Origin of the sequence: Streptomyces sp. NPDC053076, assembly GCF_044546845.1 — a bacterium.
Lineage (GTDB): Bacteria > Actinomycetota > Actinomycetes > Streptomycetales > Streptomycetaceae > Streptomyces.
Genome location: NZ_JBITZL010000001.1, coordinates 649,464 through 675,560, shown reverse-complemented (window position 1 = coordinate 675,560; position 26,097 = coordinate 649,464). Strand labels below are relative to the sequence as shown.

The window sequence follows — 26,097 nt, the reverse complement described above, 5'->3', positions numbered from 1 at the left end:
GCGCTCACCGGAGCCTGCTGGAGGCGAGGATGGACACCAGGTGCAGCAGCGTCTGGAGCAGGGCGATGCCCGCGAGGACGGCCGTGCCGAGGCGCGTGAAGAACAGGTCACCGCGGGCCTGGTCCACGATCGCGAGGACGAGGATGAGCAGCGACGCCTCGATGCCGAGGATCAGCCGGTGGAACTTCAGCGCCGCGGCGGCCCGGCGGGCCAGGGCCATCTTGCGGGAGCGCGGCTCGGCGACGCCGGCGGCGTCCTGCACCGGCGGCATCCCGGCCTGGTGCCGGGCGACGCCGACCAGGTCGGTCTCGGCCTTGATCAGAATGGCGCCGAGCGCGGCGAGGGTGCCGAGGAAGGCCCACAGCCAGTCGATACGGCCGCTGCCCCACAGGTCGGCGGCGCGCAGGCCCAGGCCGACCAGCACGGCCGCGTCGGTGAGGTAGGCGCCGACGCGGTCCAGGTAGACCCCGCCGAGCGAGTACTGCTTCTTCCAGCGGGCGATCTCGCCGTCGACGCAGTCCAGCAGCAGGTACAGCTGGGTGGCGACGATCCCGAGGACGGCGCCCGCGATCCCCGGCACCAGCAGGGCCGGGGCCGCGAGCACGCCGCAGACGGTCATCAGGTACGTGAGCTGGTTGGGCGTGACCCCGGTGTTCACCAGGTAGCGGTCGACGCGCAGGGACACCTCGCGCATGTAGAGGCGTCCCGCCCAGTGCTCACCGCTGCGCCGGTCCTTCACCCCCGCGGGGTGGACGACCGGACGGAGTTCAGCTACCGATGGCCTTGACATAGTCGGCGTAGGTGTCCTTGATCTGGTTCGTCTTGAGGTCGAGGTGTTCGAGGATCGTGTAGCGGCCGGGCCGGGTCTGCGGAGCGAACTCCACCGCGCGGACGAACTCGTCCAAGGTGAAGCCGATCTCCTCCGGCAGCACCGGGAGCCCGTGCCGGCGCAGCACCTCGGCCATGTAGGCCGACTCGTCGTGGGCGCCGCGCAGGTACATCGCGAAGGCGGCGCCGAGACCGCACTGCTCGCCGTGGGCGGCGGCACGCTTGGGGTAGAGCAGGTCGAAGGCGTGGTTGATCTCGTGGCAGGCACCGGAGGACGGGCGGGAGTCGCCCGACACGGACATGGCGATGCCGGTGAGGACCAGCGACTCGGCCAGGACCTGGAGGAAGCCGTCGTCGCCGACTCCGCCCGGGTGCCGGAGCACCGCCTCGCCGGCCTGCCGGGCCATGGCGGCGGCCAGGCCGTCGATCTTCTCGCCGTTGACCCGGTTGGCCAGCTCCCAGTCCGCGACCGCGGAGATGTTGGAGATGGCGTCACCGATGCCGGAGCGTACGAACCGGACGGGTGCCTCGCGGATCACGTTGAGGTCGATGACCACCGCGATCGGGTTCGGCACGCCGTACGAGCCGCGGCCGGCGTCGTTGTCGAGGGTGGCGACCGGCGAGCACAGGCCGTCGTGCGCGAGGTTGGTGGCGACGGCGACCAGCGGCAGGCCGACCCGGGCCGCCGCGAACTTGGCGCAGTCGATGATCTTCCCGCCGCCGAGGCCGACGACCGCGTCGTAGCGGCCGGCCTTTATGTCGCTCGCCAGCCGGACCGCGTCGTCGATGGTGCCGCCGCCGACCTCGAACCAGGTGGCGCCGGGCAATGTGGGAGCGAGCCGCTCACGCAGCCGGGCGCCCGAGCCGCCGCTGACGGCGACGGCGAGCTTGCCCGACTGCGAGATGCGCTCGTCGGCGAGCACGCACGCCAGGTCGTCCAGGGCACCCGGGCGGATGTCCACGACGACCGGCGAGGGGATCAGCCGGGTCAGTACTGGCACGCGATCTCCCGTCCCCGGGCGAGATCGTCGTGGTTGTCGATCTCGACCCACTTGACGTCACCGATCGGCGCCACGTCGATCCGGAAGCCACGGTTCACCAGCTCCTGGTAGCCGTGCTCGTAGAACTGCTGCGGGTCGGTCTCCCAGACCGTCTTCAGCGCGTCGGCCAGCTCCGGCGCGGCGTCGCCCTCGATCAGGGTGACGCCGATGTACTCGCCGGTGGCCTCGGCCGGGTCCATCAGCTTGGTGATCTTCGTCATGCCCTTCTCGGGGTCGACGACGACCTTCATCTCCTCGTCCGCCAGGTTCTTCACCGTGTCCAGGGCGAGGATGATCCTCCTGCCCTCGCCGCGGGCGGCGAGCAGGGTCTTCTCGACGGAGACCGGGTGGACGGTGTCGCCGTTGGCGAGGATCACGCCGTCCTTGAGGGCGTCACGGCCGCACCACAGGGAGTAGGCGTTGTTCCACTCCTCGGCCTTGTCGTTGTCGATCAGGGTGAGCTTGAGGCCGTACTTCTGCTCCAGGGCCGCCTTGCGCTCGTACACGGCCTCCTTGCGGTAGCCGACGATGATCCCGACCTCGGTCAGCCCGATCTCGGCGAAGTTGCCGAGGGTGAGGTCGAGCACCGTGATCGAATCCTCTATGCCCGCGGGCCCCACCGGCACCAGCGCCTTGGGCAGGCTGTCGGTGTAGGGGCGCAGACGCCGTCCGGCGCCGGCCGCCAGCACGAGGCCGATCATGCGGTTTCTCCTTCGTCGTGTACGGCGGGCGCCCCAGCGGACACCCAGAAGCGGATGCTCTCGACGAGCACCAGCAGGGCCACGGCCACGGCCAGGACCGTGAGCGCGATCTTGAACTGCGAGGCGGTGAGCACCGCGGCCAGCACGGTGACGAGCAGCGTCCGCCCGTCATGCCCCCCGATGACCCGCACCAGCCAGGCCGGGGGCGCTCCGGCGTCACCGCGGATGCGGTACACCGTGTCGTAGTGATGGTAGGCGACGGCGGCCACCAGGCCGAAAGCCGCAGGGAGGGCCCCGTTCACCCCCGCTTCACCGGCCAGGGCGAGCACGGTGCCGTACTCGGCGGCCCGGAAGAAGGGGGGGACCAGCCAGTCGAGGGCGCCCTTGAGCGGGCGGGCCACGGCGAGGCCCGAGGTGAGGACGTAGACGAGGGCGCCGACGACCGGGAGCACGCCGCCGAAACCGGTCAGCGCCGCACAGGCGACGACCGCGACGCCGCCGAGCAGGGCGACGGCGGGCACGGCGAGACCGGGCAGGCCGCGCCCGGCCACGCGCCCGACCACCGCCGCGAGCGGACCCGAGTCGGCGAGGTCGGCGAGCGCCTGCGCGGCCCGGTCGGTGCGCCGGGCCCGACGGGTCACCGAGCGCAGCACGCGGCCCGCCGTGGTGTAGGTCGCGGCGAAGGCGCAGCCGATGAGCAGGACGTAGAAGGTGATCCGCGGGGTGGTGGCCGCGGTGAGGACCGCGATCAACGCCCAGCGCTCGCCGATCGGCAGGACGATCATGCGGCGCAGCCAGACCGTCCAGCCGACGCTGTCGAGCTTGTCGGAGAGGGCGGCGGTGGGGCTGGTGTTGGCGGTGGCGTCGTGGTTGGCCTCGTTGAAGGAGAAGTCGACCACGTGCCGGCAGGTCTGGAGGATCATCGCGCCGAGGGCGAGGGCCCACACGTCGTCGCCGCCGCGGGCCGCACCGAGGGCGAGGCCGGCGTAGTAGGCGTACTCCTTGGCCCGGTCGAAGGTGGCGTCGAGCCAGGCGCCGAGCGTGGAGTACTTCAGGGCGTAGCGGGCCAGCTGGCCGTCGGTGCAGTCCAGCACGAAGGAGGCGATCAGCAGCACGCCGGCCGCGACGAAGCCGCCGCGGGTGCCGGTGGCCGCGCAGCCGGCCGCGATGAGCGCGGTGAGCAGCGAGGCCGTGGTGACCTGGTTCGGGGTCAGGCCGCGGCGGGCACACCAGCGGGCGAGGTAGCGCGAGTAGGGGCTGATGAAGAAGGTGGTGAAGAAGCCGTCCCGGGACTTCACGGCCGACTTGAGGCGTACGGCCTCGTCGTCGACGGCGGCGACGGCCTGCCGGACCTCGTTACGGGCCTGCGGGTCGGCCGGTACGGCGGCGACCAGGCTGCCCAGCTCGGGCCGGTGCACCGCGGCGCCGTCGGCGTCGAGGGCGGTGGCGACGCGATCGGCGAGGCTGTCCCCGGCGAGCGCGGGGGCGCCGTCCGCCACGAGCGGGGCCGGGCGCTCAGTGGTCGTGGCCGCCGAGGTCTCCCCCGCCGTGGCCTCGCCCGCCGACGTCTCCTCCGCCGTGGCCTCGCCCGCCGTGGTCTCGCGGGCCATGGCCCGGGTGAGCTGCTGCCGGGCGGCCGGCTGGGCGGTGACGGCTCCCGGGACGGCGGCGAGTGGGAAGCGCGGGTCGGTCAGCCCGAGGCGCAGCGCGTGCGGGTGGCCGACGAAGCGGGCGTCGACCAGGGCCACGCGCCGGTCGGCCGGCACGGCCGCCAGCTGGGCCTCCGCCTCGGCGGCGTCGGCGGCCACACGCACATCGAAGCCGAGGGACCGCAGATCGCCCTCCAGTGACGATCCGGGGACCGGCTGACCGGTGACGATGGCGGTCGGCAACCGAACTCACTCCCTGGGTGCCGGCGCGCTGGGCGCCGGTCTTCTGCGTGGTGGGGCACCCCTGCCTGCGGCACCCGGGCGGCATGTCGGCAGAGGCTATCCGATGGGCCACAGCCCGTGTTCACCGGCCGTTCACGGCCCGGCCGACGGGGGCTGACCCGGCCTTTGCCGCGATCATCATCGGGGATCCGGGGCCCGGCCCACAAACCCATGGGGCAGACCCGGGCAACCGGGACACGGGGCTGCTCGGCATAGGGTGGGCGACCATGACGTGGCTGATCACCGGCGGAGCCGGATACATCGGGGCTCATGTGGCACGGGCCATGGCGGGCGCCGGGGAGCGTGTCGTGGCGCTGGACGACCTGTCGGCCGCCGTACCGGCGCGGCTCCCGGCGGACGTTCCGCTGGTGCGGGGCTCGACGCTGGACGGGCCGCTGCTCCAGCGCGTCCTCGCGGAGTACGGCGTCACGGGCGTGGTCCATCTCGCGGCGCGCAAGCAGGTCGCGGAGTCGGTGGCCCGGCCCACCCGCTACTACCGGGAGAACGTGGGCGGACTGGCCACGCTGCTGGACGCGGTCGCGGAGGCGGGCGTCGGACGGCTGCTGTTCTCCTCGTCGGCGGCGGTGTACGGCAACCCGGACGTGGACCTGATCACCGAGGACACCCCGTGCGCCCCGGTGAACCCGTACGGCGAGACCAAGCTGGCCGGGGAGTGGCTGGTGCGGGCGGCCGGGCGGGCGCACGGGATCTCCACGGTCTGCCTGCGCTATTTCAACGTGGCGGGCGCGGCGGCGCCGGAGCTGGCGGACACCGGTGTGTTCAACATCGTGCCGATGGTCTTCGACCGGCTCACCCGCGACGAGGCCCCGCGGATCTTCGGCGACGACCATCCGACGCCGGACGGCACCTGCGTCCGGGACTACATCCACGTCGCCGATCTCGCGGAGGCCCATGTGGCGGCGGCGCGACGGCTGGCCGCCGGGGATCTCGCCGGCGATCTGACGCTCAACATCGGCCGGGGCGAGGGGGTCTCGGTGCGCGAGCTGATCACCGTCATCGGCGAGGTCACCGGGGACCGCCGGGCACCCCTGGTGGAGGGCCGCCGCCCGGGGGACGCGCCGCGCGCGGTGGCCTCGGCGGAGCGGGCCGCCGCGACCCTGGACTGGCGGGCCCGCCGCGGGGTGCGGGAGATGATCGAGTCGGCGTGGGCGGGCTGGCAGCTGCACCACGGCGGATGAACCGGCACGGCGGGCGAACCGGCGTGGGCGGGCGAACCGGCGTGGGCGGGCCGACAGCTGCACCACGGCGGGCGATCCGGCCCGCGCCCCCCGGCACACCGCCCCGCGCCGCCCGGTCGGCAAGCCCGCACCGTCCTGACCTGCAGAACGTTTCCGCAGGTCAGGGCACATGACAACGGTGTTCAGTGCCGCGTTGCCTGATACCCCCCGCCCGTAGTTGACTGGGCGTCCGGGCAGGCACACGGAAGGCGGACGGTCATGGGGGCAGGGCACGACCACGGGCACTCCCACGCGCCGACTCCGGGGACGGCCACGGCCGCGTACCGGGGCCGGCTGCGCATCGCGCTCGGCATCACCCTCATGATCATGGTGGTCGAGATCATCGGCGGTCTGATCGCGGACTCGCTCGCGCTGATCGCGGACGCGGCACACATGGCGACCGACGCGGTGGGCCTGGGCATGGCGCTGCTCGCTATCCACTTCGCCAACCGCCCGCCGAGCACCAACCGCACCTTCGGTTACGCCCGTGCGGAGATCCTCGCTGCCCTGGCCAACTGTCTGCTGCTGCTCGGGGTCGGCGGATACGTCCTGTACGAGGCGGTGCAGCGGTTCGTCGAGCCCGCCGGGACCCGGGGCGGCCTGATGGTCGTGTTCGGTCTGGTCGGCCTGGTCGCGAACTCCGTCTCGCTGGTCCTGCTGATGCACGGGCAGAAGGAGAGCCTGAACGTGCGCGGCGCCTTCCTGGAGGTGGTCGCGGACGCGCTGGGCTCGGTGGCCGTGCTGATCTCGGCGACGGTGATCCTGACCACCGGCTGGCAGGCGGCCGACCCCGTCGCCTCGCTGGTCATCGGGCTGATGATCGTGCCGCGGACGGTGAAGCTGCTGCGCGAGACGCTGGACGTGCTGCTGGAAGCGGCCCCCAAGGGAGTCGACATGGCGGAGGTCCGGACGCACATCCTGGCGCTGGACGGCGTGGAGGACGTGCACGATCTGCACGCCTGGACGATCACCTCGGGCATGCCGGTGCTGTCCGCGCACGTGGTCGTCAGCTCCGAGGTGCTGAGCGCCATCGGGCACGAGAAGATGCTGCACGAGTTGCAGGGCTGCCTGGGCCACCACTTCGACGTGGAGCACTGCACCTTCCAGCTGGAACCGGGCGGCCACGCGGAGCACGAGGCACGGCTGTGCCACTGACCGTACGGACAGCCGTTCGGCGCACCCCCGGACGGTTCCCGGCGGCGGACCCCGGGCACGATGATCTACCGGACCCGACTCCCGGTGCCGCGCCGCGCGCGGACAGGCGGACGTGCCGGGAGTGCCGGATTCGTACGGCAGACTTGGGGCGCTAGGACCGAAGCGAAGGATGGCTATGCCGATCACACCTGCCACCGCGACGCACAACTCGTCGAACGGCACCGCAGAGGCGATTTTGCTGGAACTGGTCGACGAGAAGGGCGTGACGATCGGCACCGCGGAGAAGCTCGCCGCGCACCAGCCGCCGGGGCAGTTGCACCGGGCGTTCTCGGTGTTCCTCTTCGACGAGCAGGGCCGGCTGCTGCTCCAGCAGCGGGCGCTCGGCAAGTACCACTCCCCCGGCGTGTGGTCCAACACCTGTTGTGGTCACCCCTACCCGGGCGAGGCGCCGTTCGCGGCGGCGGCCCGGCGCACCTACGAGGAGCTGGGCGTCTCGCCGTCGCTGCTCGCGGAGGCCGGCACGGTCCGTTACAACCACCCTGACCCCGCCTCCGGTCTGGTGGAGCAGGAGTTCAACCACCTGTTCGTCGGCCTGGTGCAGGCGCCGCTCGGGCCGGACCCGGAGGAGGTCGCCCAGGCCGCCTTCGTGACGGCGGCCGAGCTGGCCGAGCGGCACGCCCAGGACCCGTTCTCGGCCTGGTTCATGACCGTGCTGGACGCGGCCCGCCCGGCGATCAGGGAGCTGACGGGCCCGTCCGCGGGCTGGTGACCCTGCCGGGACCCGCTAGGTAAGCGCCACGGGCTTGAGCGGCAGGGCGGCCCAGATCACCTTGCCGCCGCTCGCGGTGTGCTCCACGTCGACCACCCCGCCCGCCTCCCGGGCCACCTCGCGGACCAGGAGCAGCCCCCGGCCGCCGGTCCGACCGTGGTCGGCCTCCAGGGCGGTCGGCCGGTAGGGGTGGTTGTCCTCGACGGACACCCGTACCCACTCGGCTCCCACGGCCACCTCCACGGCCAGCACCGGCGACAGCAGCGCCGCGTGCCGGACCGCGTTGGTGACCAGCTCGGAGACGATCAGCAGCAGCCCGTGCACCAGGTCGTCGGAGACCGGCACGCCCTGGCGCTGCAGCAGGTCCCGTACCGCGTGCCGGGCCTGCGGGACCGAGGCGTCCACCGCCGCTGCGGTGAACCGCCAGACGCCTTCGTACGGCAGTGGATCCGGCGGGCGTTCGCCGCCTCCCGCAGGGCGCGGGCCGTCCCCGCGCCCGTGGTTGTCCATCGTCCGGTCGCCACCCTCGCGCTCGATTGTCACCACACGTCGAGTGTTGGTAACGACGCGCTCCCGCCCGGATACCTGAACACAAGTCAGCGGGTATCGAACGGTTTCTGACCGACTGCGCATGAGCGGGCCCCGGGTGGGACTGTTTCCTGTTCCTCGGACGCCGATTCGCGAACTAGTCGGGTTGTACGGGTTCGGTCTGCCGCCGTGAACAGCCCTCGGCTACGATCCGCCGCATGGAGCCCCAGCTGTCCCACCAGGTCACCGACTCCGTGGCCACCGTGGTGATCCGTCATCCCGCCAAGCGCAACGCCATGACGACAGCGATGTGGCGTGCCCTGCCCCCGCTGCTGGACGGACTGGCACGCGATCCGGACGTGCGGGCGCTGGTGCTGACCGGCGCGGGCGGCACCTTCTGCGCGGGCGCCGACATCTCCACGCTCCGGGGCTCACCGGAGGAGGCGCAGTCCCTGGCGGCGGCGGCCGAGGAGGCGCTGGCCGCCTTCCCCGGGCCGACCGTCGCCGCGGTGCGCGGACACTGCGTGGGCGGTGGGGCGCAGCTCGCGGCGGCCTGCGATCTGCGCCTGGCGGAGGAGGGGGCGCTGTTCGGTGTGACACCGGCGAGGCTCGGCGTCGTCTATCCGGCCTCCGCCACCCGCCGGCTGGTGTCCCTGGTCGGCCCGTCCACGGCCAAGTACCTTCTGTTCACGGCTGAGTTGATCGACGCGGGGCGGGCGCTGGGCACCGGACTGGTGGACGAGGTGCTGCCCGAGGGAGAACTGGACAAGCGGGTCGTGGAGCTGACCCGGGTCCTGGTGACCCGCTCGCGTCTCACCCAGGCCGCCGCCAAGGAGTTCGCCGACGGCCGCACCGACCGGGACGCCTACTGGACCGCGCAGGCACGCGACAGCGGCGACACCGCGGAGGGAGTGGCCGCGTTCCTGGAGCGCAGGCAGCCGCGCTTCACCTGGAGCGTGCCTACGACAGGCTGAAGCGGCTCGCGTCGCGGAACTCCGCGACGAGGTGGGCGGGCGCCTTCTCGGGCGACCCGGCGTCGTACGGAGGCTGCGGGTCGTACTCGGTCAGCAGCTGGACGGCCTGGGCGTGTTCGTCGCCGGCGATGGTGCCCAGGAGCGTGAGGCCCATGTCGATGCCGGACGACACGCCCGCGGCGGTGACGTACTTGCCGTCCACGACCACCCGCTGCCCCGTGGGCTCGGCCCCGAAGTCGCGCAGCTGCTCCAGCGCCAGCCAGTGCGAGGTGGCACGGCGGCCCTGGAGCAGCCCCGCGGCGGCCAGCAGCAGCGAGCCGGTGCACACCGAGGTGGTCCAGGCGCTGGTGGCGTCGGCCGTGCGCAGCCAGTCCAGCAGGACGGGGTTGTCCATCTGCGGCGTCTGGCCGGGCCCGCCCGGCACGACCACGATGTCCGGGGACGGTACGTCGGCCAGGCTCCGGTCGGCGGTGAGCGCCAGGTTCCCGGTCTCGTTACGGACCGGACCGGTGCGCTCGGCGATGAACACGGTCTCGGAGTCCGGCAGCCGGCCGAGGGTCTCGTAGGGCCCGACGGCGTCCAGGGCGGTGAAGCGGTCGTAGAGGACGATGGCGATCTGCATGGTGTTCCCTTTCGCGAGGTCGGTACGGCGGGTCAGGTCGTGGGGGCGGGGCGGAAACGGCGGCGGTACTCGGCCGGAGCGGTGCCGAGGGTGCGCAGGAAGGCGCGGCGCATGGCCTCCGGCGTGCCGTAACCGCTGGCCCGGGCCACCTGCTCGATGCCGTCGGCGGTGTCCTCCAGCAGGCGGCGCGCGTGCTCGAGGCGGACCCGGTCGACGTACCGGCCGGGTGTCATGCCCGTCTCGGCCTGGAAGGCGCGGGCGAAGTGGCGTGGGGAGAGGGCGGCGCGGGCGGCCAGCGCCTCGACACCGAGATCGCCGTCCGGGTGCTCGGTGATCCACTGCTGGACGTCCCGCAGGGGTTCCCGGCGGGCCGTCTGGGCGGCCAGCTGGGCGCTGAACTGGGCCTGATTGCCCGGCCGGCGCAGGAACACCACGAGGTGGCGGGCGACGGCCAGCGCCGCTTCCCGGCCCAGGTCCTCCTCCACCAGCGCCAGGGCGAGGTCGATGCCCGCGGTGACCCCGGCGGAGGTGGCCACATGCCCGTCCCGGACGAAGATCGGGTCGGGGTCGACGTGCACGGCGGGGTGGTCCCGGGCGAGCTTCTCGCAGTACGCCCAGTGGGTGGTGACGCGCCGGCCGTCCAGGAGCCCGGCCCGGGCCAGCGGGACGGCGCCGGTGCAGACCGATACCAGACGCGTGGCCCGCGGGCCACGCACGCGCAGCCACTCCACCAGCCGCGGGTCCGGGTCACGGGTGCCCTCGCCGCCGGGGACCAGCAGGGTGTGCGGATCCGCCGCCTCCGCCAGGGATCCGTCCGGTACGAGGGTCAGCCCGCTGGAGGTGCGCACGGGCCCGCCGTCCACGGACGCCGTGCGGATCCGGTACGAGCCCGGGATCACCAGCTCGGCACCGGCGAAGACTTCCATGGGTCCGGTGACATCGAGGCTCTGGAGACCGTCGAAGACGGTGAGGAGGACGGTTCGCTGCGCCATGACCTCGATTGTTCGCGGGTCCGGCGATGGCCGCAATGACGCCTTTCCCAACTTTTCGGCCATGCGGGGGTTCCGTGGCGCCGCGCGGAGGTACCCGGTCCACGCACCCGGTCACCCGGACCGGGCGGACAGGAGAGGTGTCGTGTTCCGTGCCCTCGCAGACGTACTGCGGCAGATCGGCGGGGCCGTCGCCACGGTGGTCACGCTCCCGTTCCGGGCGGTCGCCCGGCCGTTCGGCGGAGCGTCGTCCTCCGCGTGGGAGCCGGGCCTGACATCGGGCCCGGCGCCCCGCCGGGGACCGCCCTGATCCCCGGTGGCCGGTGCCACCTGCCACAATTGCCGCGCAACCTCAGTGGATAAGGCGGTACGGCATCGTGACGACACCCGGGTCCCTCGGAGCAGGGTCCATCGAAGGCAGGATCGCCGAGGAGCTCGGCGTCCGGGAGCGGCAGGTGAAGGCCGCGGTGGAGCTGCTCGACAGCGGTTCGACGGTGCCCTTCATCGCTCGCTACCGCAAAGAAGCGACCGAGATGCTCGACGACGCGCAGCTGCGCACGCTCGAGGAGCGGCTGCGCTATCTGCGGGAGCTGGAAGAGCGGCGGACCGCGATCCTGGAGTCGGTGCGGGAGCAGGGCAAGCTCACCGAGGAGCTGGAGGCGCGGATCCGCGGCGCCGAGACCAAGGCGCGCCTGGAGGACATCTACCTCCCCTACAAGCCCAAGCGGCGCACCAAGGCGCAGATCGCGCGCGAGGCGGGCCTGGAGCCGCTCGCGGAGGGACTGCTGGGCGACCCGACGACCGAACCGACGGCGGCAGCAGCCGCGTTCGTCGACGCGGACAAGGGCGTGGCCGATGCCCAGGCCGCGCTGGACGGCGCGCGGGCGATCCTCACCGAGCGGTTCGCCGAGGACGCCGACCTGATCGGCGAACTGCGCGAGCGCATGTGGGTGCGCGGACGGCTCGCCGCGAAGGTGCGGGAGGGCAAGGAGGAGGCCGGTGCCAAGTTCGCCGACTACTTCGACTTCGCCGAGCCGTTCACCGAGCTGCCCTCGCACCGGATCCTGGCGATGCTGCGCGGCGAGAAGGAGGAGGTCCTGGACCTCGTCCTGGAGCCGGAGGAGGCCACCGAGGGCCCCTCGTCCTACGAGGGCATCGTCGCCTCGCGGTTCGGTGTCGCCGACCGGGGCCGCCCGGCCGACAAATGGCTGACGGACACGGTCCGCTGGGCCTGGCGCACCCGCATCCTGGTCCACCTCGGCATCGACCTGCGCCTGCGGCTGCGCACGGCCGCCGAGGACGAGGCGGTGAACGTGTTCGCGGCGAACCTGCGGGACCTGCTGCTCGCCGCCCCGGCCGGCACCCGCTCGACGCTCGGCCTGGACCCCGGTTTCCGTACGGGTGTGAAGGTCGCGGTGGTCGACGCCACCGGCAAGGTGGTCGCCACGGACGTGATCTACCCGCACGTGCCGGCCAACAGGTGGGACGAGGCGCTCGCCAAGCTGGCGCGGCTGGCCGAGGAGCACGCGGTCGAGCTGGTCGCGATCGGCAACGGCACGGCGTCCCGCGAGACCGACAAGCTCGCCGGTGAACTGATCGAAAAGCACCCCGAGTTGAAGCTCACCAAGGTGATGGTGTCCGAGGCGGGCGCGTCGGTGTACTCGGCGTCGCAGTACGCCTCGCGGGAGCTGCCGGACATGGACGTGTCGCTGCGGGGCGCGGTCTCCATCGCGCGCCGTCTGCAGGACCCGCTGGCCGAGCTGGTGAAGATCGACCCGAAGTCGATCGGCGTCGGCCAGTACCAGCACGACCTGTCCGAGGTGAAGCTGTCGCGCTCGCTGGACGCGGTCGTCGAGGACTGCGTGAACGGCGTCGGTGTGGACGTCAACACCGCGTCCGTGCCGCTGCTGTCCCGGGTGTCCGGCGTCTCGTCGGGGCTCGCCGAGAACATCGTGGCGCACCGGGACGCGAACGGGCCGTTCACCTCGCGCGCCGAGCTGAAGAAGGTGGCGCGGCTCGGCCCGAAGGCGTACGAGCAGTGCGCGGGCTTCCTGCGGATCCGCGGCGGCGACCCGCTGGACGCCTCCAGCGTGCACCCCGAGGCGTACCCGGTGGTGCGCCGCATGGTGAAGACCGCGGGCCAGGAGGTGGCGTCCCTCATCGGCAACACGGGCGTACTGCGCTCTCTGCGGCCGGCCGACTTCGTGGACGACACCTTCGGTCTGCCGACCGTCACCGACATTCTCAAGGAACTGGAGAAGCCGGGGCGCGACCCGCGGCCCGCCTTCCGGACGGCCACCTTCAAGGAGGGCGTGGAGAAGATCTCCGACCTGTCCTCGGGGATGGTCCTGGAGGGCGTGGTCACCAACGTGGCCGCCTTCGGCGCGTTCGTGGACGTCGGTGTCCACCAGGACGGCCTGGTGCACGTGTCGGCGATGTCGAAGACGTTCGTCAAGGACCCGCGCGATGTCGTCAAGCCCGGTGACATCGTCAAGGTGAAGGTCCTGGACGTGGACATCCCGCGCAAGCGCATCGCCCTGACCCTGCGTCTGGACGACGAGGCCGCGCCGCAGGGGCAGGGCGGCGGACGGCAGCAGCGCGGCGGCGGTGCCCGTCCGCCCCAGCAGCGGCAGGGCGGCGGCCAACGACAGGGTGGCGGCCAGCGACAGGGCGGTGGCGGCCAGGCCGGCGGCGGCCAGCGACAGGGCGGCGGCGGTCAGGCCGGTGGCGGCCAGCGACAGGGCCGTGGCGGCGACCGGGGCGGACGGCCGGCCCCGGCGCCTGCCAACAGCGCGATGGCGGACGCGCTGCGCCGCGCGGGGCTGCTGGACCCGAAGAAGCGCTGACGACAGGGGGCCGGCCCCCTGCCACGGCAGGGGGCCGGACCCGCCCGGCGGCAATCTCCGTGGACAGGGCCCGGCGCACCGTCGAGTGTTGTCCGCGTGACTGTGACCGATCCCAAGACAGACCTTCAGGTGTATCTCCAGGACGCCCGTGACGTCCTGCTGTGGAAGCTGGAGGGCCTGTCGGAGTACGACGTCCGCCGGCCGTTGACGCCGACGGGCACCAACCTGCTGGGGCTGGTGAAGCACCTGACCGGCGCCGAGGCCCTGTACTTCGGGGCGGCCTTCGACCGGCCCTTCGCCGGGACGCCCTTGTGGTTCACCGGGGACGCGGACCCGGACGCGGATCTGTGGGCGCGGGCCGCCGAGTCGCGCGAGGACCTCGTCGGCGGGTACCGGGACGCCTGGGCACACGCCGACGCCACCATCGCCGAGCTGCCGCTGGACGCGGTCGGCCGGATACCCGGCGACGGCCCGGGGACCGGAATCACCCTGCACCGGGTCCTCACGCACATGATCGCCGAGACCCAGCGGCACGCCGGACACGCCGACATCGTCCGGGAGTTGATCGACGGATCCGTGGGTCAGCGGCCGGCCGGACTCAACGTCGCACCCCACGACCCCGAACACGTCGGGCGCGTCGAGCGGGCGGCACGGGAGGCCGCCGCCCGCTGGACCGGACCCACACCGTCCGAGCCCACATCACCCGAGCGCCCTGCCTAAGCCGTGCCGGAGCCCTCGCTCCGGAACCTCGCCGGGACGCGGTGCCGGGCCCGTCGGCGCTCCTCGCCCCCGCGAAATCGAACCCGCCGGCACCCTCTCCCCCGACCGTCCGCGGGATCGGCCCGCCGACGCTCACTCCCCAGCCCTCCAGGGCCTCCACGGGGATCGGCCCGCCGACGCTCGCTTCCCCAGCCCTCGGCGGGATCGGCCGCTGGTGCTGTGGCCGGAAAGGTTTGCCGGAAGGCTCGCGGCGTCCGGTGCGGTGCATCGCAAGGCGGAGCATCACCCGCGTACTGGATGTACTCGGGTGATGCGACAACGCGGCGAGGTGCCGTGCCGGGCGCCGCGAGCCGGTGAACCTTTCCGGTCACAGCACTAGCGCTCCGTCACCTTGCCGTCCGCCACCTCCAGGCGCCGGGTCACCCGGACCGCGTCCAGCATGCGCCGGTCGTGGGTGACCAGCAGCAGGGTGCCCTCGTAGGCGTCGAGGGCCGATTCCAGCTGCTCGATGGCCGGCAGGTCCAGGTGGTTCGTCGGCTCGTCCAGGACGAGGAGGTTGACGCCGCGGCCCTGGAGCAGGGCCAGCGCCGCGCGGGTGCGTTCACCCGGGGAGAGGGAGTCGGCGGGGCGCAGTACGTGGTCCGACTTCAGGCCGAACTTGGCCAGCAGGGTACGGACCTCCGCCGGTTCGGTGTCCGGGACGGCCGTGCAGAAGGCGTCGAGCAGGGTCTCGGGGCCGTGGAACAGCTTGCGGGCCTGGTCGACCTCGCCGACCAGGACACCGGAACCCAGGGCCGCGTGACCGGAGTCGAGCGGGATCCGGCCCAGCAGAGCGCCGAGCAGGGTGGACTTCCCGGCGCCGTTGGCTCCCGTCACCGCGATCCGGTCGGCCCAGTCGACCTGCAACGACACCGGGCCGAAGGAGAAGTCGCCACGCCGGACCTCGGCATCCCGCAGCGTCGCCACGACCGCGCCCGAACGCGGCGCGGACGCGATCTCCATGCGCAGCTCCCACTCCTTGCGCGGCTCGTCGACGACATCGAGGCGCTCGATCATGCGCTGGGTCTGCCGGGCCTTGGCCGCCTGCTTCTCGCTGGCCTCGCTGCGGAACTTGCGGCCGATCTTGTCGTTGTCGCTGCCCGCCTTCCGCCGGGCGTTCTTCACGCCCTTGTCCATCCAGGCCCGCTGCGTCTGCGCGCGCTCCTGGAGAGCGCCCTTCTTGTCGGCGTACTCCTCGTACTCCTCGCGGGCGTGCCGGCGGGCCACCTCCCGCTCCTCCAGGTAGGCCGCGTAGCCGCCGCCGTAGAGGTTGATCTGCCGCTGGGCGAGGTCCAGTTCGAGAACCCGGGTGACCGTGCGGGTGAGGAACTCGCGGTCGTGACTGACGACGACCGTGCCCGCGCGCAGTCCGGTGACGAAGCGTTCCAGACGCTCCAGGCCGTCCAGATCGAGGTCGTTGGTGGGCTCGTCCAGGAGGAAGACGTCGTAGCGGGACAGCAGCAGGGAGGCGAGGCCCGCGCGGGCCGCCTGACCGCCGGAGAGGGCGGTCATCGGCTGGTCCAGGTCCACCGCCAGGCCGAGGGAGTCGGCGACCTCGTCCGCGCGCTCCTCCAGGTCGGCGCCGCCGAGTCCCAGCCAGCGCTCCAGGGCGGTCGCATAGGCGTCGTCGGCGCCGGGCGCGCCGTCCACCAGCGCCTGGGTGGCCTCGTCCATGACCCGCTGGGCCTCGGCGACGCCGGTGCGGCGGGCCAGGAATCCCCGGACGGTCTCCCCCGGCCGGCGCTCCGGCTCCTGCGGCAGGTGACCGACGGTCGCGGCCGGCGGGGACAGCCGGAGTTCGCCCTGCTCGGGCTGTGTGAGACCGGCGAGCATCCGCAGCAGGGTCGACTTGCCCGCGCCGTTGGCGCCGACCAGGCCGATCACATCGCCGGGCGCGACGACCAGGTCCAGTCCGGAGAACAGGGAGCGGTCGCCGTGGCCGGCGGCGAGGTTCTTGGCAACGAGGGTGGCAGTCATCAGGAGGCCGATTTTAGTGGCGGCCCGAGCCCGTCTCCGCCACGTTCCGCGCCGCTCGCCGGTTGCGGGTGCGGGGTGCCTCCCCGGCCTGACGAGGTGGGCCGCGCAGGGCCTATCGTCCTGGCGTGGACAGTGAGCCGAATGACGAAGTGATCGTGGTCGGAGGCGGGGTCGCCGGGCTCACGACGGCCGTGCTGCTGGCCGAGTCCGGGCGGCGGGTGCGGGTGTGGACGCGGGAGCCGGCCGAGCGCACGACCTCCGCGGTCGCCGGCGGCCTGTGGTGGCCGTACCGCATCGAACCGGAGCCGCTGGCCGGCGCGTGGGCGCTTGCGTCCCTCGGCGTGTACGAGGCGCTGGCGGCCCGGCCGCAGGAGACGGGGGTGCGTCTGGTCGAGGGCGTCCACCACGGGACCCGGCTGGAGGAGCTGGGCACCTGGGCGGCCCGGGTGCCGGGGCTGCGGGCGGTCGCCGAGGGGCTGGCGGCGCGGTTGCCGGTGATCGACATGCCGGTGCATCTGGCGTGGCTGCGGCGGCGGCTGGTGCGGGCCGGGGGCACGGTGGAGGTGCGGGAGGTGACCGACGTGGCCGCCGTCCCCGCCGCAGTGGTGGTCAACTGCACGGGGCTGGGGGCCCGTTCGCTGGTGCCGGACCCGGCGGTGCGTCCCGTGCGCGGGCAGCTGGTCGTGGTGGAGAACCCGGGCGTCACCAGCTGGTTCGTGTCCGCCGACCACTCCTCGGCCGCCTCCACGTATGTCATCCCGCAGCCGGACCGGTTGCTCCTGGGCGGCACGGCGGAGGAGGACGACTGGTCCCTGGAGCCGGACCCGGTCACCGCCGCGGCGATCGTCGCCCGGTGCGCGGCCGTCCGGCCGGAGATCGCCGGTGCCCGGGTACTCGCGCACCGGGTGGGACTACGGCCCGCCCGGGAGGCGGTACGACTGGAGCGTCAGCCCCTCCCGGACGGACGTGCGCTGGTGCACAACTACGGCCACGGCGGCGCCGGCGTCACGGTCGCGTGGGGCTGCGCCCGGGAGGCGGCCGACCTGGCGTTCCCGGCGGCCTGAACAACCGACCACCACAGCTCCCCCAGGGGCGCGGGGAACCGCGCGACCGGCCCACGACCTCCCGCAGCCACACACCGCGCCCCACCACCCCGAACCCACACCCGCCCGAACCACACACCACCGCAGCCCCCCAGGGGCGCGGGGAACCGCGCGACCGGCCCACGGCGGGCCGCGGTCGGGCACCGCGACCCGCCGCCCCGGACCGGCGCCGCCTCGGCGGTCGGCCCGCGGTGTCAGCTCGCCGGGATGTGACGGCCGGCGCTGGGTGCGCGGACGCCGTCCAGGACCGTCGGCGCGGGGATGCCGGCCCGGCCGTCGGTGGCGTGGGCGTCGGTGGCCTGGGCGAACGCCGCCGCACCGCCCACCAGCGGCACCTTCGCCGCCGTCCGGGACAGGTCGACGGTGAGCGTCGGCCTGGTGGCCGGAGGGTCGATGAGGTCCTTGTCCGTGCCGGCGACGATCAGCGCCAGGCGGTGCCCGGCGGGGACGACGTTGTCGGTGGCCGCGAGGCGGAGGGTCATCGTGTAGGCCCTGCCCGGCGTGAGCGGGACGCCCTTGGTCGCCGAGGCGTAGTGGCCGAGGTCGGCCCAGCCGCGGCTGACCACGGTGTAGTCGACGGCGGCCGTCTTCGCCCTGGTCTCCTTGAAGCAGGCGCTGTCCCCGGCCGTGCTCTCGCCCCAGCAGGTGCGGTCGGTGAGGGTGGTGATGCCCTCGGCGCTGTCGGCGTAGTCGCGGATGGTGGCCGGGCCGACATCGACCAGCACGGCGGACAGGTGGGCGGAGGCGGTGGTCGGGGTCGCGGTGACCGTCACTTCGGCGGAGCCGGCCAGGCGCAGGTCGCGGCTGAGGGGCGCGGTGAGGAAGCCCGCCTTCTCGGGCGTGGACGCGGTGAGGTGCGCGGCCCAGTCGGTCTCGCTCAGCCCTGGGTCGTCCGTGAAGGTCTCGGTGCCGGCGGCCCGGCGCAGACCGAGGGTGCCGACGCCGGCCTGGCCGCCGGCGGCCGGGCGCAGGACGGTGGCTCGGGTGCCGCGCGGCGGCCAGGCGGCGGAGGTGACCCACCGGTCGGGGTGGCGTTCGATGTCGGCCATCGGCTCGCGGTCGATGCCGTTGTCGTAGCCGAGGAGTTCATGGTCGAACCAGCGGTGCAGGGTGTCGACCCAGGCGCCCCGCCGGTAGTCGAAGGGGTCCACGTGACCGGTCTGCGACAGCCAGATCTTGCGCTCGACCCCCTGCCGGGCGAGGGCGTCCCACCACTGGCCGAAGTGCTTGGTGCGGACGTTGAGGTCCTGCATGCCGTGCACCAGGAACACGCTGGCGCGTACCTTCGCCGCGTCCTTGACGTAGTCGCGCTCGGTCCACAGCCGGGTCCAGTCGCCGCTGCGCGGGCTGCCCTCGGCGAGCCTGCGCTGTACGGCCGCGCAGTGGGCCTGGGCACCGTCGCTCTGGACATAGCCGGCGAGTTCGTCGGGGCCGCCGTCGTAGAGCGGGGCGCCCTGCGCGAAGTAGTAGTCGTACCAGGAGGAGATGGCACTGATCGGGACGATGGTCTTCAGGCCCTTGACGCCCGTGGCGGCGACGCCGTTGGCGATGGTGCCGTCCCAGCTCTTGCCGATCATGCCGGTTCTGCCGTTGGTCCATCCGGCCTTCACCGGCGTGCCGCCCGCGCGGCTGCTGTACGCCCTGGCGCGGCCGTTCAGCCAGTCGATCACGGCCTTCGCGGAGCGGATGTCGGAGCGGCCGCCCACGTCGACGCAGCCGTCGGAGCGGTTGGTGCCGGTGAGGTCGACGCCGACGAAGGCGTAGCCGCGGGGGACGAAGTAGTTGTCGTAGAACAGCGGCATCTGGACGACGTGGCCGTGCGCGTCGTACGTCTTGAGCTGGCTCTCGTTGCCGCGTCCGCAGCAGGAGTAGTACGGGCTGGCGTCCATGATGACCGGTACCTTGCGGCCCTGCCGGGCTGGTTCGGCGGGCCGGACGATGTCGGCGGCGACACGGTCGTTCCTGCCGTCACCGTCCTCGTCGAGCCCGGTGTCCACCCACACGGATTCGCGGATGGCATGGGCGTAGGAGTAGACGGGTCGGCTCTCCCGGGGCGCGGCCCGGGCGGTGGCCGGGGCGAGGAACACCGCCGTCAGGATGGCGACGACCAAAGTCGCCGGCGTTCGCCAGGTCGTCATGCGTGTGCGTTTCGGCATGCGCGGACGGTACTCCGGGCAACTCTCGCGCAGAAGGGGGCTTTCGGGTGCTCGTGACGGCTGAATGGCGATCGTGTGACAGGGGGTGCCATGGACAGGCCGGAGGCCACCGGGACTGAATAGGCTCTTCAAACAGAATTCTGGCGAACGGACTTGCAGTCCTGACGACTTGGAGCTGACGTGCACCGCAGAATCATCGCCCCGGGCGCACTGGCGGCGGCCTCCCTCCTGCTGGCGATCCCGGCATCGGCCGCGAGCCACTCCCCCGGCGCACCGGGCATCGGCGATCCCTATTACCCGTACTACGGCAACGGCGGCTACGACGTCTCCCACTACGACCTGAGGCTGCAGTACCAGCCGAAGACGGACGAGTTGCAGGGCACGGCGACGATCCTGGCGAAGACCACGCAGGATCTGTCCAGCTTCGACCTGGACTTCCTGCTGGACGTGAGCGAGGTACGGGTCAACGGCGCCAAGGCGTCCTACGCGACGTCCGGCCAGCACGAACTGGTCGTCACCCCGAGGACTCCCCTGGCCGAGGGCACGCCGGTCACGGTCGTGGTCCGCTACAGCGGGATCCCGTCGACGAAGAGCGCCTACGGCTTCTCCACCTGGCACCGCACCGTGGACGGCGCGGTGGCCGCCGACGAGCCCGAGGCGGCCTGGTGGTGGTTCCCGAGCAACGATCATCCGAGTGACAAGGCGACCTACGACGTGTCGGTGGCCGTGCCGGACGGCACCCAGGCCATCTCCAACGGCACGCTGCAGTCGACCAGTTCGAAGCTGGGCTGGACCCGCTACAGCTGGCGGCAGGACAAGCCGCAGGCCACCTATCTGTCCACGCTCGCGCTGGGCAAGTTCGACATCACCACCGGCACCTCCGACGGCGGGGTGCCCGTGATCAACGCCTACAGCAAGGACCTCGGCGACAACGACGGGGCCGCGCGGGCCAGCGTGGAGCGCACCGGGGAGCTGGTGGACTGGCTGAGCGGCTACTTCGGGCCGTATCCGTTCAGTTCCGCGGGCGGCTACGTCCCGAACACCACCACCGGTTACGCGCTGGAGACGCAGACCCGGGTCTACTACAGCCCGAAGCAGTTCGCGAACGGCTCCAACACGTCCGTGGTCGTGCACGAGCTGGCCCATCAGTGGTACGGCGACGACGTGTCGCTGAAGCGCTGGAGGGACATCTGGATCAACGAGGGCTTCGCCCGGTACGCGCAGTGGCTGTGGTCCGAGCACGAGGGCGAGGGCACCGCGCAGGAACTCGCCGACTACGTGTACGCCTCGCATCCGGCCGACGACGCGTTCTGGTCGGTGGCGCCCGGTGACCCGGGCGCGGACAACCAGTTCGACACCGCCGTCTACGACCGTGGCGCCCTGGCCATCCAGGCGCTGCGCAACGCGATCGGTGACGACGCGTTCTTCAGGATCCTCAAGGGCTGGCCGAAGAAGCACGCCTACGGCAACGCCTCGGTGGCCGACTTCCAGAAGTACGCCGAGCAGGTGTCGGGCAAGCCGCTGGCCGAGCTGTTCGACACCTGGCTGTTCCAGCCGTCGAAGCCGGCGGCATCGTCGGCCCGGGCGCTGGTGAAGTCCGGTACGGCGGTGGCGCGGCCGAAGTCGTGGAAGAAGATCGAGGCGACGAACGGCGTGCACGGGCACTGACGCCCCTCGGCGCGTCCACCCGGGGGTCGCCCGGGAAGGTGCGGTGGCCGTCCGCGGGGCGCCCGCGGCCGGGCGCACAGTCCCCCGCGCCCCCGCACGGCGCACCCCCGAGCGCTCGTCGACGAGTGCTCGGGGGTGCCCATGTGATCTTTCGGCGTGACACCACCGTGGGCGACGCCGCGGACATGGCTCCTGCCGTTACCTCGTGAGGTCGGACAGCTCCCGGTCGGTGTTCTGGGCCACGCGGCGGCGGACGCCGAACCAGCCGGCGACCAGCATGACGGCGATCAGCGGGATGAGGAACAGGGTCTTGCGGCCGACCTCGGTGTCGTTCCACATCATGCCGAGGCAGACCATGAGGAACGCGATCGTGGCGATCTCGGTGACCGGGCTGAACTTCAGCTTGAAGTGCGGCCGGGTCACCACGCCCTCGCGGGCGCGGCGGACGAAGATCATGTGGCAGAGCATGATGATCACCCAGGTGCTGATGATGCCGAGGGAGGCGACGTTCAGCACGATCTCGAACGCCTGGCTGGGCAGGCGGTAGTTCAGGAAGACGCCGAGGACGCAGACCGCGCAGGTCAGCAGGATGCCGCCGTAGGGGACCTGGCTGCGGTTCATGCGGGCGGTGAACTTCGGCGCGGAACCGGCCATGGCCATGGACCGCAGGATGCGGCCGGTGGAGTACAGGCCGGAGTTCAGCGAGGACATCGCGGCGGTCAGCACGACCAGGTTCATCACGTCACCGGCCGCCGGAACGCCGATCTTGGACAGCACGGTCACGAACGGGCTCTGGTCGGCGGAGTAGACCGAACCGGGCAGGAGCACCGCCAGCAGCACGACCGAGCCGACGTAGAACAGGCCCACGCGCCACATGATCGAGTTCACCGCGCGCGGGACGACCTTCTCCGGCTCGGCGGTCTCACCGGCGGCCACGCCGACCAGCTCCAGGGCCGCGTAGGCGAAGATCACGCCCTGCATGACCAGGACGACCGGCATCACGCCGTGCGGGAAGACTCCGCCGTGGTCGGTGATGACGCTGAGGCCGGGGGTGTGGCCGCCGACCTTGTGCTGGGTGGCGAGCAGGAAAATGCTGATCAGCATGAAGCCGACGATGGTCGCGACCTTGATGATCGCGAACCAGAACTCCATCTCGCCGAAGATCTTCACCGAGATCAGGTTCACGGCGAGGACCACCGCGAGGGCGATCAGCGCCAGCACCCACTGCGGTATGGAGGTGAAGAAGCTCCAGTAGTGCGTGTAGAGCGCGATCGCGGTGATGTCGGCGATGCCGGTCGTCGACCAGTTCAGGAAGTACATCCAGCCGGCGACGTAGGCGCCCTTCTCGCCGAGGAACTCCCGGGCGTAGGACACGAAGGATCCGGAGGACGGGCGGTACAGGACGAGCTCGCCGAGGGCCCGGACGACGAAGAAGGCGAAGACGCCGCATACCAGGTACGCCAGGGCGAGTGCGGGGCCCGCGTTGTGCAGACGTCCGCCGGCGCCCAGGAGGAGCCCGGTTCCGATGGCGCCGCCGATGGCGATCATGTTGACGTGGCGGGCCTTGAGGTCCTTGCTGTAACCGGCGTCGCCCGCGTCCGCGGGCGTCCGGGCCACCTCGGGGTGGGTGGTGGCCTGTGCCGTTTCCACGGCTTCCTTGCTCACGGGTGGTTCCATTCCTGGTGCGCCCGGATCTCTTGGACCCGGGGTTCGTGCAGGTCTTGGCCCGCACCACCCTCGTGTCGCGGTACAGACCAAGACAGCAGCTTTCCAGAGAGTTCCACCGATACGCGGTGGTCCATGTCACAGAGCGTCGCTTCTCACACGATCCACTCAGGGGCCGCACGATGTTCACCGGAGGTTTCACACTTTTGGTGAGACAGCAATACTGTTCCGTATGACGACCGAGGCCGGGGACGAGGCGCCCCTCACCATCGACGAGCTGGCCGCCCGGGCGGGCGTCACGGTCCGCACCGTCCGCTTCTACGGTGGCAAGGGGCTCCTGCCACCGCCGGTGATCGGTCCGCGCCGGGTGGGGCACTACGGACCCGGCCATCTGGCACGGCTGGCCCTCATCGAGGAACTGCAGCAGCAGGGCATGACCCTGTCGGCGATCGAGCGGTACCTGAAACAGCTCCCCGACGACCTCACCCCGCACGACCTGGCCATTCACCGGGCAGTGGTCGCTTCCTGGGCTCCGGACGCGGTGGACACGGTGTCGCGGGGGGAGCTGGAGCGGCGGGCGGGACGGCCGCTCGCCGCCGAGGACGTGGAACGGCTGGCGGCGATGAACGTCATCGTCGAGGCGGACGGTGACACTTTCCGTGTCGACTCCGGGCTGCTCCGCCTCGGTGTGCGGCTCCTCGACGTGCCGTTGTCGCACGAGGTGATCCTCGCGGCGCGCAAGGTGCTCACCGAGCACTCGCGCGCCGCGGCTCACGAACTCTCCCAGCTCTTCCGCGGCGAGGTGGCGGAGCGTGCCGCCCAGGACGTGAAATCCCTGTCCGCGCACATGCACCCGTTGGTGGTGCAGGCGCTGCTGACGACGTTCCAGCGCTCGCTGCGGGAAGAGCTGAGCGAGTGGGTCACCGGTTCAGGAGCGGACTGAGTCGCTGAACGGCTCCCCCTTCTCCGCCTTCCGCACGAGCAGCGCGGGCGGGGTGAACCGCTCGCCGTAGCGCTCGGCCAGCTCACGCGCGCGGGCCACGAATCCGGGCAGCCCTCCCTCATAGCCGTTGATGTACTGGAGGACACCGCCCGTCCAGCCCGGGAAGCCGATGCCGAAGATCGAGCCGATGTTGGCGTCGGCGACCGAGGTCAGGACGCCCTCCTCCACGAGGCGTACGGTGTCGAGCGCCTCGGCGAAGAGCATGCGCTCCTGCATGTCCCGGAACGGGATCTCGTGGCCCGGCTTCGTGAAGTGCTCGCGCAGGCCCGGCCAGAGACCGGCCCGCTTGCCGTCCTCGGAGTAGTCGTAGAAACCGCCGCCGCCGCTGCGGCCGGGGCGGTCGAACTCGTCGACCATGCGGTCGATGACCGCCTCCGCCGGGTGCCCCGTCCAGGTGCCGCCCGCCTCCTCCACGGCTCGCTTCGTCTCGTTGCGGATCTTGCGCGGCAGGGTGAGGGTCAGCTCGTCCATGAGGGACAGCACCTTGGCCGGGTAGCCCGCCTGGGCGGCGGCCTGCTCCACGGACGCGGGCTCGACGCCTTCGCCGACCATGGCGACGCCCTCGTTGATGAAGTGGCCGATCACCCGGGAGGTGAAGAAGCCGCGCGAGTCGTTGACGACGATCGGCGTCTTGTTGATCTGCCGGACCAGGTCGAACGCGCGCGCGAGCGCCTCGTCGCCGGTGCGCTCGCCCTTGATGATCTCGACCAGCGGCATCTTGTCGACCGGTGAGAAGAAGTGCAGCCCGATGAAGTCGGTCTGCCGCTCCACGCCCTCGGCGAGCGTGCTGATCGGCAGCGTGGAGGTGTTCGAGCACAGCAGCGCGTCGGGGGCGACGACCGACTCGATCTCCTGGAACACCTTGTGCTTGAGGGCGGTGTCCTCGAACACGGCCTCGATGACCGCGTCACATCCCGCGAGGTCGGCGACGTCGGCGGTGGGGGTGATCCGGGCCAGCAGCGCGTCCGCCTTCTCCTGGCTGGTGCGGCCCCTGGCCACGGCCTTGGCGCACAGCTTCTCCGAATAGCCCTTGCCCTTCACGGCCGACTCCAGGGAGACGTCCTTCAGGACGACCTCGATGCCCGCGCGGGCGCAGGCGTAGGCGATGCCGGCGCCCATCATGCCGGCGCCGAGGACGGCGGCCCTGCGGACCTGGCGGGGCTCGATGCCCTTGGGCCGGTTGGCGCCCGAGTTGACCGCCTGGAGGTCGAAGAAGAACGCCTGGATCATGTTCTTCGAGGTCTGCCCGGCGGCGAGTTCCACGAAGTAGCGGGCCTCGATCACCTGGGCGGTCTCGAAGTCGACCTGGGAGCCCTCGACGGCCGCGGCGAGGATGCTGCGCGGGGCGGGGTAGGGGGCGCCGCCGGTCTGCTTGCGCAGGTTGGCGGGGAAGGCCGGCAGGTTGGCGGCGAACTTGGGGTTGGCCGGAGTGCCGCCCGGGATCCTGTAGCCGGGCGTGTCCCAGGGCTGCTGTGACTCGGGGTGGGCGTCGATGAAGGCGCGGGCCTTGGCGAGGAGCTCCTCCGGGGTCTCGGCCACCTCGTGGACCAGGCCGTTCTCCTGGGCGCGGCGCGCGTTGTACTGCGTGCCCTGGAGGAGCACCTTCAGCAGGGCGTCCGCGATGCCCAGCAGCCGGACGGTGCGGACGACTCCGCCGCCTCCGGGGAGCAGGCCGAGGGTGACCTCGGGGCAGCCGATCTTCGTGCCGGGGGTGTCGAGGGCGACCCGGTGGTGGCACGCGAGGGCCAGTTCGTACCCGCCGCCGAGGGCCGCTCCGTTGATCGCCGCGACGACCGGCTTGCCGAGGGTCTCGATGCGGCGCAGGTCGCGCTTGACAGCGAGCCCGCCGTCGAACAGCTCCTGCGCGGTCCCGGGCGTGACCCGGATGAGGTCGCGCAGGTCACCGCCGGCGAAGAAGGTCTTCTTGGCCGAGGTGAAGATGATGCCGCGGATGGAGTCCTTCTCGGTCTCCAGCCGGTCGGTGATCGCGGCCAGGGAGTCGCGGAACGCCTGGTTCATGGTGTTCGCGGACTGGTCGGGATCGTCCAGGACGAGGGTGACGACACCGGTGTCGTCCTGCTCCCAGCGGATGGTGGTGCTCTCGGTCATGACAGTCGTCTCCGTTGAAGTCGCTTGGTTCCGCAG

At 72.1% G+C, this 26,097-nt stretch carries 21 protein-coding genes; 10 read left to right on the top strand and 11 right to left on the bottom strand.

What is annotated here, in order from left to right:
• Positions 1 to 4: 4 nt before the first annotated feature.
• Genes ACIGYR_RS02890 through ACIGYR_RS02875 form a run of 4 tightly spaced genes read right to left on the bottom strand, consistent with a single transcriptional unit; the run spans position 5 to position 4,461 of the window.
• On the bottom strand, positions 5 to 790 hold the full coding sequence (locus tag ACIGYR_RS02890; protein WP_391842053.1) for a CDP-alcohol phosphatidyltransferase family protein: 786 nt from the start codon (positions 788 to 790) through the stop codon (positions 5 to 7).
• Positions 768 to 1,829, bottom strand: coding sequence for an iron-containing alcohol dehydrogenase family protein (locus tag ACIGYR_RS02885; RefSeq protein WP_399605361.1), 1,062 nt, complete (start codon positions 1,827 to 1,829; stop codon positions 768 to 770). Before ACIGYR_RS02885 ends, ACIGYR_RS02890 begins: the two co-directional genes overlap by 23 nt.
• On the bottom strand, positions 1,817 to 2,569 hold the full coding sequence (locus ACIGYR_RS02880) for a sugar phosphate nucleotidyltransferase (RefSeq protein WP_399605363.1): 753 nt from the start codon (positions 2,567 to 2,569) through the stop codon (positions 1,817 to 1,819). The genes ACIGYR_RS02885 and ACIGYR_RS02880 overlap by 13 nt, the downstream gene beginning before the upstream one ends.
• Positions 2,566 to 4,461 carry a DUF5941 domain-containing protein gene (locus ACIGYR_RS02875; protein ID WP_399605365.1) on the bottom strand — a complete coding sequence of 632 codons (1,896 nt, stop codon included), beginning with the start codon at positions 4,459 to 4,461 and terminating at the stop codon, positions 2,566 to 2,568. Before ACIGYR_RS02875 ends, ACIGYR_RS02880 begins: the two co-directional genes overlap by 4 nt.
• 266 nt (positions 4,462 to 4,727) lie before the next feature.
• Here ACIGYR_RS02875 and galE point away from each other — a divergent pair, with 266 nt between their 5' ends.
• From galE to idi, 3 genes are all read left to right on the top strand, one after another.
• Complete coding sequence (gene galE / locus ACIGYR_RS02870) at positions 4,728 to 5,699, top strand: UDP-glucose 4-epimerase GalE (protein ID WP_399605367.1); 972 nt, start codon at positions 4,728 to 4,730, stop codon at positions 5,697 to 5,699.
• A 258-nt stretch (positions 5,700 to 5,957) separates the two neighbouring features.
• Positions 5,958 to 6,893: a cation diffusion facilitator family transporter gene (locus ACIGYR_RS02865; protein WP_399605369.1), complete on the top strand. Its 936-nt coding sequence runs from the start codon at positions 5,958 to 5,960 to the stop codon at positions 6,891 to 6,893.
• 175 nt (positions 6,894 to 7,068) lie between these two features.
• Positions 7,069 to 7,662 carry an isopentenyl-diphosphate Delta-isomerase gene (idi, locus tag ACIGYR_RS02860; protein WP_391842041.1) on the top strand — a complete coding sequence of 198 codons (594 nt, stop codon included), beginning with the start codon at positions 7,069 to 7,071 and terminating at the stop codon, positions 7,660 to 7,662.
• Between the two features lie 15 nt (positions 7,663 to 7,677).
• Here idi and ACIGYR_RS02855 read toward each other — a convergent pair whose 3' ends face one another.
• Complete coding sequence (locus ACIGYR_RS02855) at positions 7,678 to 8,172, bottom strand: ATP-binding protein (protein WP_399605731.1); 495 nt, start codon at positions 8,170 to 8,172, stop codon at positions 7,678 to 7,680.
• Positions 8,173 to 8,408: 236 nt separating this feature from the next.
• On the opposite strand from ACIGYR_RS02855, the gene ACIGYR_RS02850 reads away from it, so the two are divergent.
• Positions 8,409 to 9,164 carry an enoyl-CoA hydratase/isomerase family protein gene (locus ACIGYR_RS02850; protein ID WP_399605372.1) on the top strand — a complete coding sequence of 252 codons (756 nt, stop codon included), beginning with the start codon at positions 8,409 to 8,411 and terminating at the stop codon, positions 9,162 to 9,164.
• On the opposite strand, the gene ACIGYR_RS02845 is transcribed toward ACIGYR_RS02850, so the two are convergent.
• Both ACIGYR_RS02845 and ACIGYR_RS02840 read right to left on the bottom strand, forming a co-directional pair.
• Positions 9,151 to 9,786, bottom strand: coding sequence for a DJ-1/PfpI family protein (locus ACIGYR_RS02845; protein WP_391842038.1), 636 nt, complete (start codon positions 9,784 to 9,786; stop codon positions 9,151 to 9,153). The genes ACIGYR_RS02850 and ACIGYR_RS02845 overlap by 14 nt on opposite strands.
• A 32-nt stretch (positions 9,787 to 9,818) precedes the next feature.
• Entirely contained in the window at positions 9,819 to 10,778 is a 960-nt protein-coding gene (locus tag ACIGYR_RS02840) for a GlxA family transcriptional regulator (RefSeq protein ID WP_399605374.1), read from the bottom strand.
• Between the two features lie 142 nt (positions 10,779 to 10,920).
• Here ACIGYR_RS02840 and ACIGYR_RS02835 point away from each other — a divergent pair, with 142 nt between their 5' ends.
• The 3 genes from ACIGYR_RS02835 (at position 10,921) to ACIGYR_RS02825 (ending at position 14,341) form a co-directional block, all read left to right on the top strand.
• Positions 10,921 to 11,085 (top strand): LPFR motif small protein, encoded by a 165-nt coding sequence (locus tag ACIGYR_RS02835; protein ID WP_399605376.1) that lies wholly within the window; start codon positions 10,921 to 10,923, stop codon positions 11,083 to 11,085.
• A gap of 67 nt (positions 11,086 to 11,152) precedes the next feature.
• Positions 11,153 to 13,621: a Tex family protein gene (locus ACIGYR_RS02830; RefSeq protein WP_399605378.1), complete on the top strand. Its 2,469-nt coding sequence runs from the start codon at positions 11,153 to 11,155 to the stop codon at positions 13,619 to 13,621.
• Between the two features lie 96 nt (positions 13,622 to 13,717).
• Entirely contained in the window at positions 13,718 to 14,341 is a 624-nt protein-coding gene (locus tag ACIGYR_RS02825) for a DinB family protein (RefSeq protein ID WP_399605380.1), read from the top strand.
• 375 nt (positions 14,342 to 14,716) lie between these two features.
• Here ACIGYR_RS02825 and ACIGYR_RS02820 read toward each other — a convergent pair whose 3' ends face one another.
• Positions 14,717 to 16,357 carry an ABC-F family ATP-binding cassette domain-containing protein gene (locus tag ACIGYR_RS02820; RefSeq protein ID WP_399605382.1) on the bottom strand — a complete coding sequence of 547 codons (1,641 nt, stop codon included), beginning with the start codon at positions 16,355 to 16,357 and terminating at the stop codon, positions 14,717 to 14,719.
• A gap of 149 nt (positions 16,358 to 16,506) precedes the next feature.
• Between ACIGYR_RS02820 and ACIGYR_RS02815 the strand changes: the two genes are divergently transcribed.
• On the top strand, positions 16,507 to 17,421 hold the full coding sequence (locus ACIGYR_RS02815) for an FAD-dependent oxidoreductase (RefSeq protein WP_399605734.1): 915 nt from the start codon (positions 16,507 to 16,509) through the stop codon (positions 17,419 to 17,421).
• A gap of 233 nt (positions 17,422 to 17,654) precedes the next feature.
• On the opposite strand, the gene ACIGYR_RS02810 is transcribed toward ACIGYR_RS02815, so the two are convergent.
• Positions 17,655 to 19,616, bottom strand: a complete 1,962-nt coding sequence (locus tag ACIGYR_RS02810; RefSeq protein WP_399605384.1) for a Xaa-Pro dipeptidyl-peptidase — start codon at positions 19,614 to 19,616, stop codon at positions 17,655 to 17,657.
• Positions 19,617 to 19,796: 180 nt separating this feature from the next.
• On the opposite strand from ACIGYR_RS02810, the gene ACIGYR_RS02805 reads away from it, so the two are divergent.
• On the top strand, positions 19,797 to 21,284 hold the full coding sequence (locus tag ACIGYR_RS02805) for a M1 family metallopeptidase (protein ID WP_399605386.1): 1,488 nt from the start codon (positions 19,797 to 19,799) through the stop codon (positions 21,282 to 21,284).
• A gap of 198 nt (positions 21,285 to 21,482) precedes the next feature.
• Here the strand turns inward: ACIGYR_RS02805 and ACIGYR_RS02800 are convergent, their stop codons facing one another.
• Positions 21,483 to 22,949 (bottom strand): amino acid permease, encoded by a 1,467-nt coding sequence (locus tag ACIGYR_RS02800; RefSeq protein WP_399605388.1) that lies wholly within the window; start codon positions 22,947 to 22,949, stop codon positions 21,483 to 21,485.
• 232 nt (positions 22,950 to 23,181) lie between these two features.
• Here ACIGYR_RS02800 and ACIGYR_RS02795 point away from each other — a divergent pair, with 232 nt between their 5' ends.
• The gene (locus ACIGYR_RS02795) at positions 23,182 to 23,892 is read left to right on the top strand and encodes a MerR family transcriptional regulator (protein WP_399605390.1); all 711 of its coding nucleotides are present in this window, start codon (positions 23,182 to 23,184) and stop codon (positions 23,890 to 23,892) included.
• Here ACIGYR_RS02795 and ACIGYR_RS02790 read toward each other — a convergent pair.
• Complete coding sequence (locus tag ACIGYR_RS02790) at positions 23,878 to 26,061, bottom strand: 3-hydroxyacyl-CoA dehydrogenase NAD-binding domain-containing protein (protein WP_391842020.1); 2,184 nt, start codon at positions 26,059 to 26,061, stop codon at positions 23,878 to 23,880. The genes ACIGYR_RS02795 and ACIGYR_RS02790 overlap by 15 nt on opposite strands.
• Between the last annotated feature and the right edge of the window lie 36 nt (positions 26,062 to 26,097).

What these genes read in the sequence shown, in the direction of transcription:
- idi (WP_391842041.1), top strand. Translation starts at nt 7,069, where the DNA reads ATGCCGATCACACCTGCCACCGCGACGCACAACTCGTCGAACGGCACC.
- ACIGYR_RS02880 (WP_399605363.1), bottom strand. Translation starts at nt 2,569, where the DNA reads ATGATCGGCCTCGTGCTGGCGGCCGGCGCCGGACGGCGTCTGCGCCCC.
- ACIGYR_RS02810 (WP_399605384.1), bottom strand. Translation starts at nt 19,616, where the DNA reads ATGCCGAAACGCACACGCATGACGACCTGGCGAACGCCGGCGACTTTG.
- ACIGYR_RS02795 (WP_399605390.1), top strand. Translation starts at nt 23,182, where the DNA reads ATGACGACCGAGGCCGGGGACGAGGCGCCCCTCACCATCGACGAGCTG.
- galE (WP_399605367.1), top strand. Translation starts at nt 4,728, where the DNA reads ATGACGTGGCTGATCACCGGCGGAGCCGGATACATCGGGGCTCATGTG.
- ACIGYR_RS02790 (WP_391842020.1), bottom strand. Translation starts at nt 26,061, where the DNA reads ATGACCGAGAGCACCACCATCCGCTGGGAGCAGGACGACACCGGTGTC.
- ACIGYR_RS02890 (WP_391842053.1), bottom strand. Translation starts at nt 790, where the DNA reads ATGTCAAGGCCATCGGTAGCTGAACTCCGTCCGGTCGTCCACCCCGCG.
- ACIGYR_RS02865 (WP_399605369.1), top strand. Translation starts at nt 5,958, where the DNA reads ATGGGGGCAGGGCACGACCACGGGCACTCCCACGCGCCGACTCCGGGG.
- ACIGYR_RS02845 (WP_391842038.1), bottom strand. Translation starts at nt 9,786, where the DNA reads ATGCAGATCGCCATCGTCCTCTACGACCGCTTCACCGCCCTGGACGCC.
- ACIGYR_RS02855 (WP_399605731.1), bottom strand. Translation starts at nt 8,172, where the DNA reads ATGGACAACCACGGGCGCGGGGACGGCCCGCGCCCTGCGGGAGGCGGC.
- ACIGYR_RS02850 (WP_399605372.1), top strand. Translation starts at nt 8,409, where the DNA reads ATGGAGCCCCAGCTGTCCCACCAGGTCACCGACTCCGTGGCCACCGTG.
- ACIGYR_RS02820 (WP_399605382.1), bottom strand. Translation starts at nt 16,357, where the DNA reads ATGACTGCCACCCTCGTTGCCAAGAACCTCGCCGCCGGCCACGGCGAC.
- ACIGYR_RS02840 (WP_399605374.1), bottom strand. Translation starts at nt 10,778, where the DNA reads ATGGCGCAGCGAACCGTCCTCCTCACCGTCTTCGACGGTCTCCAGAGC.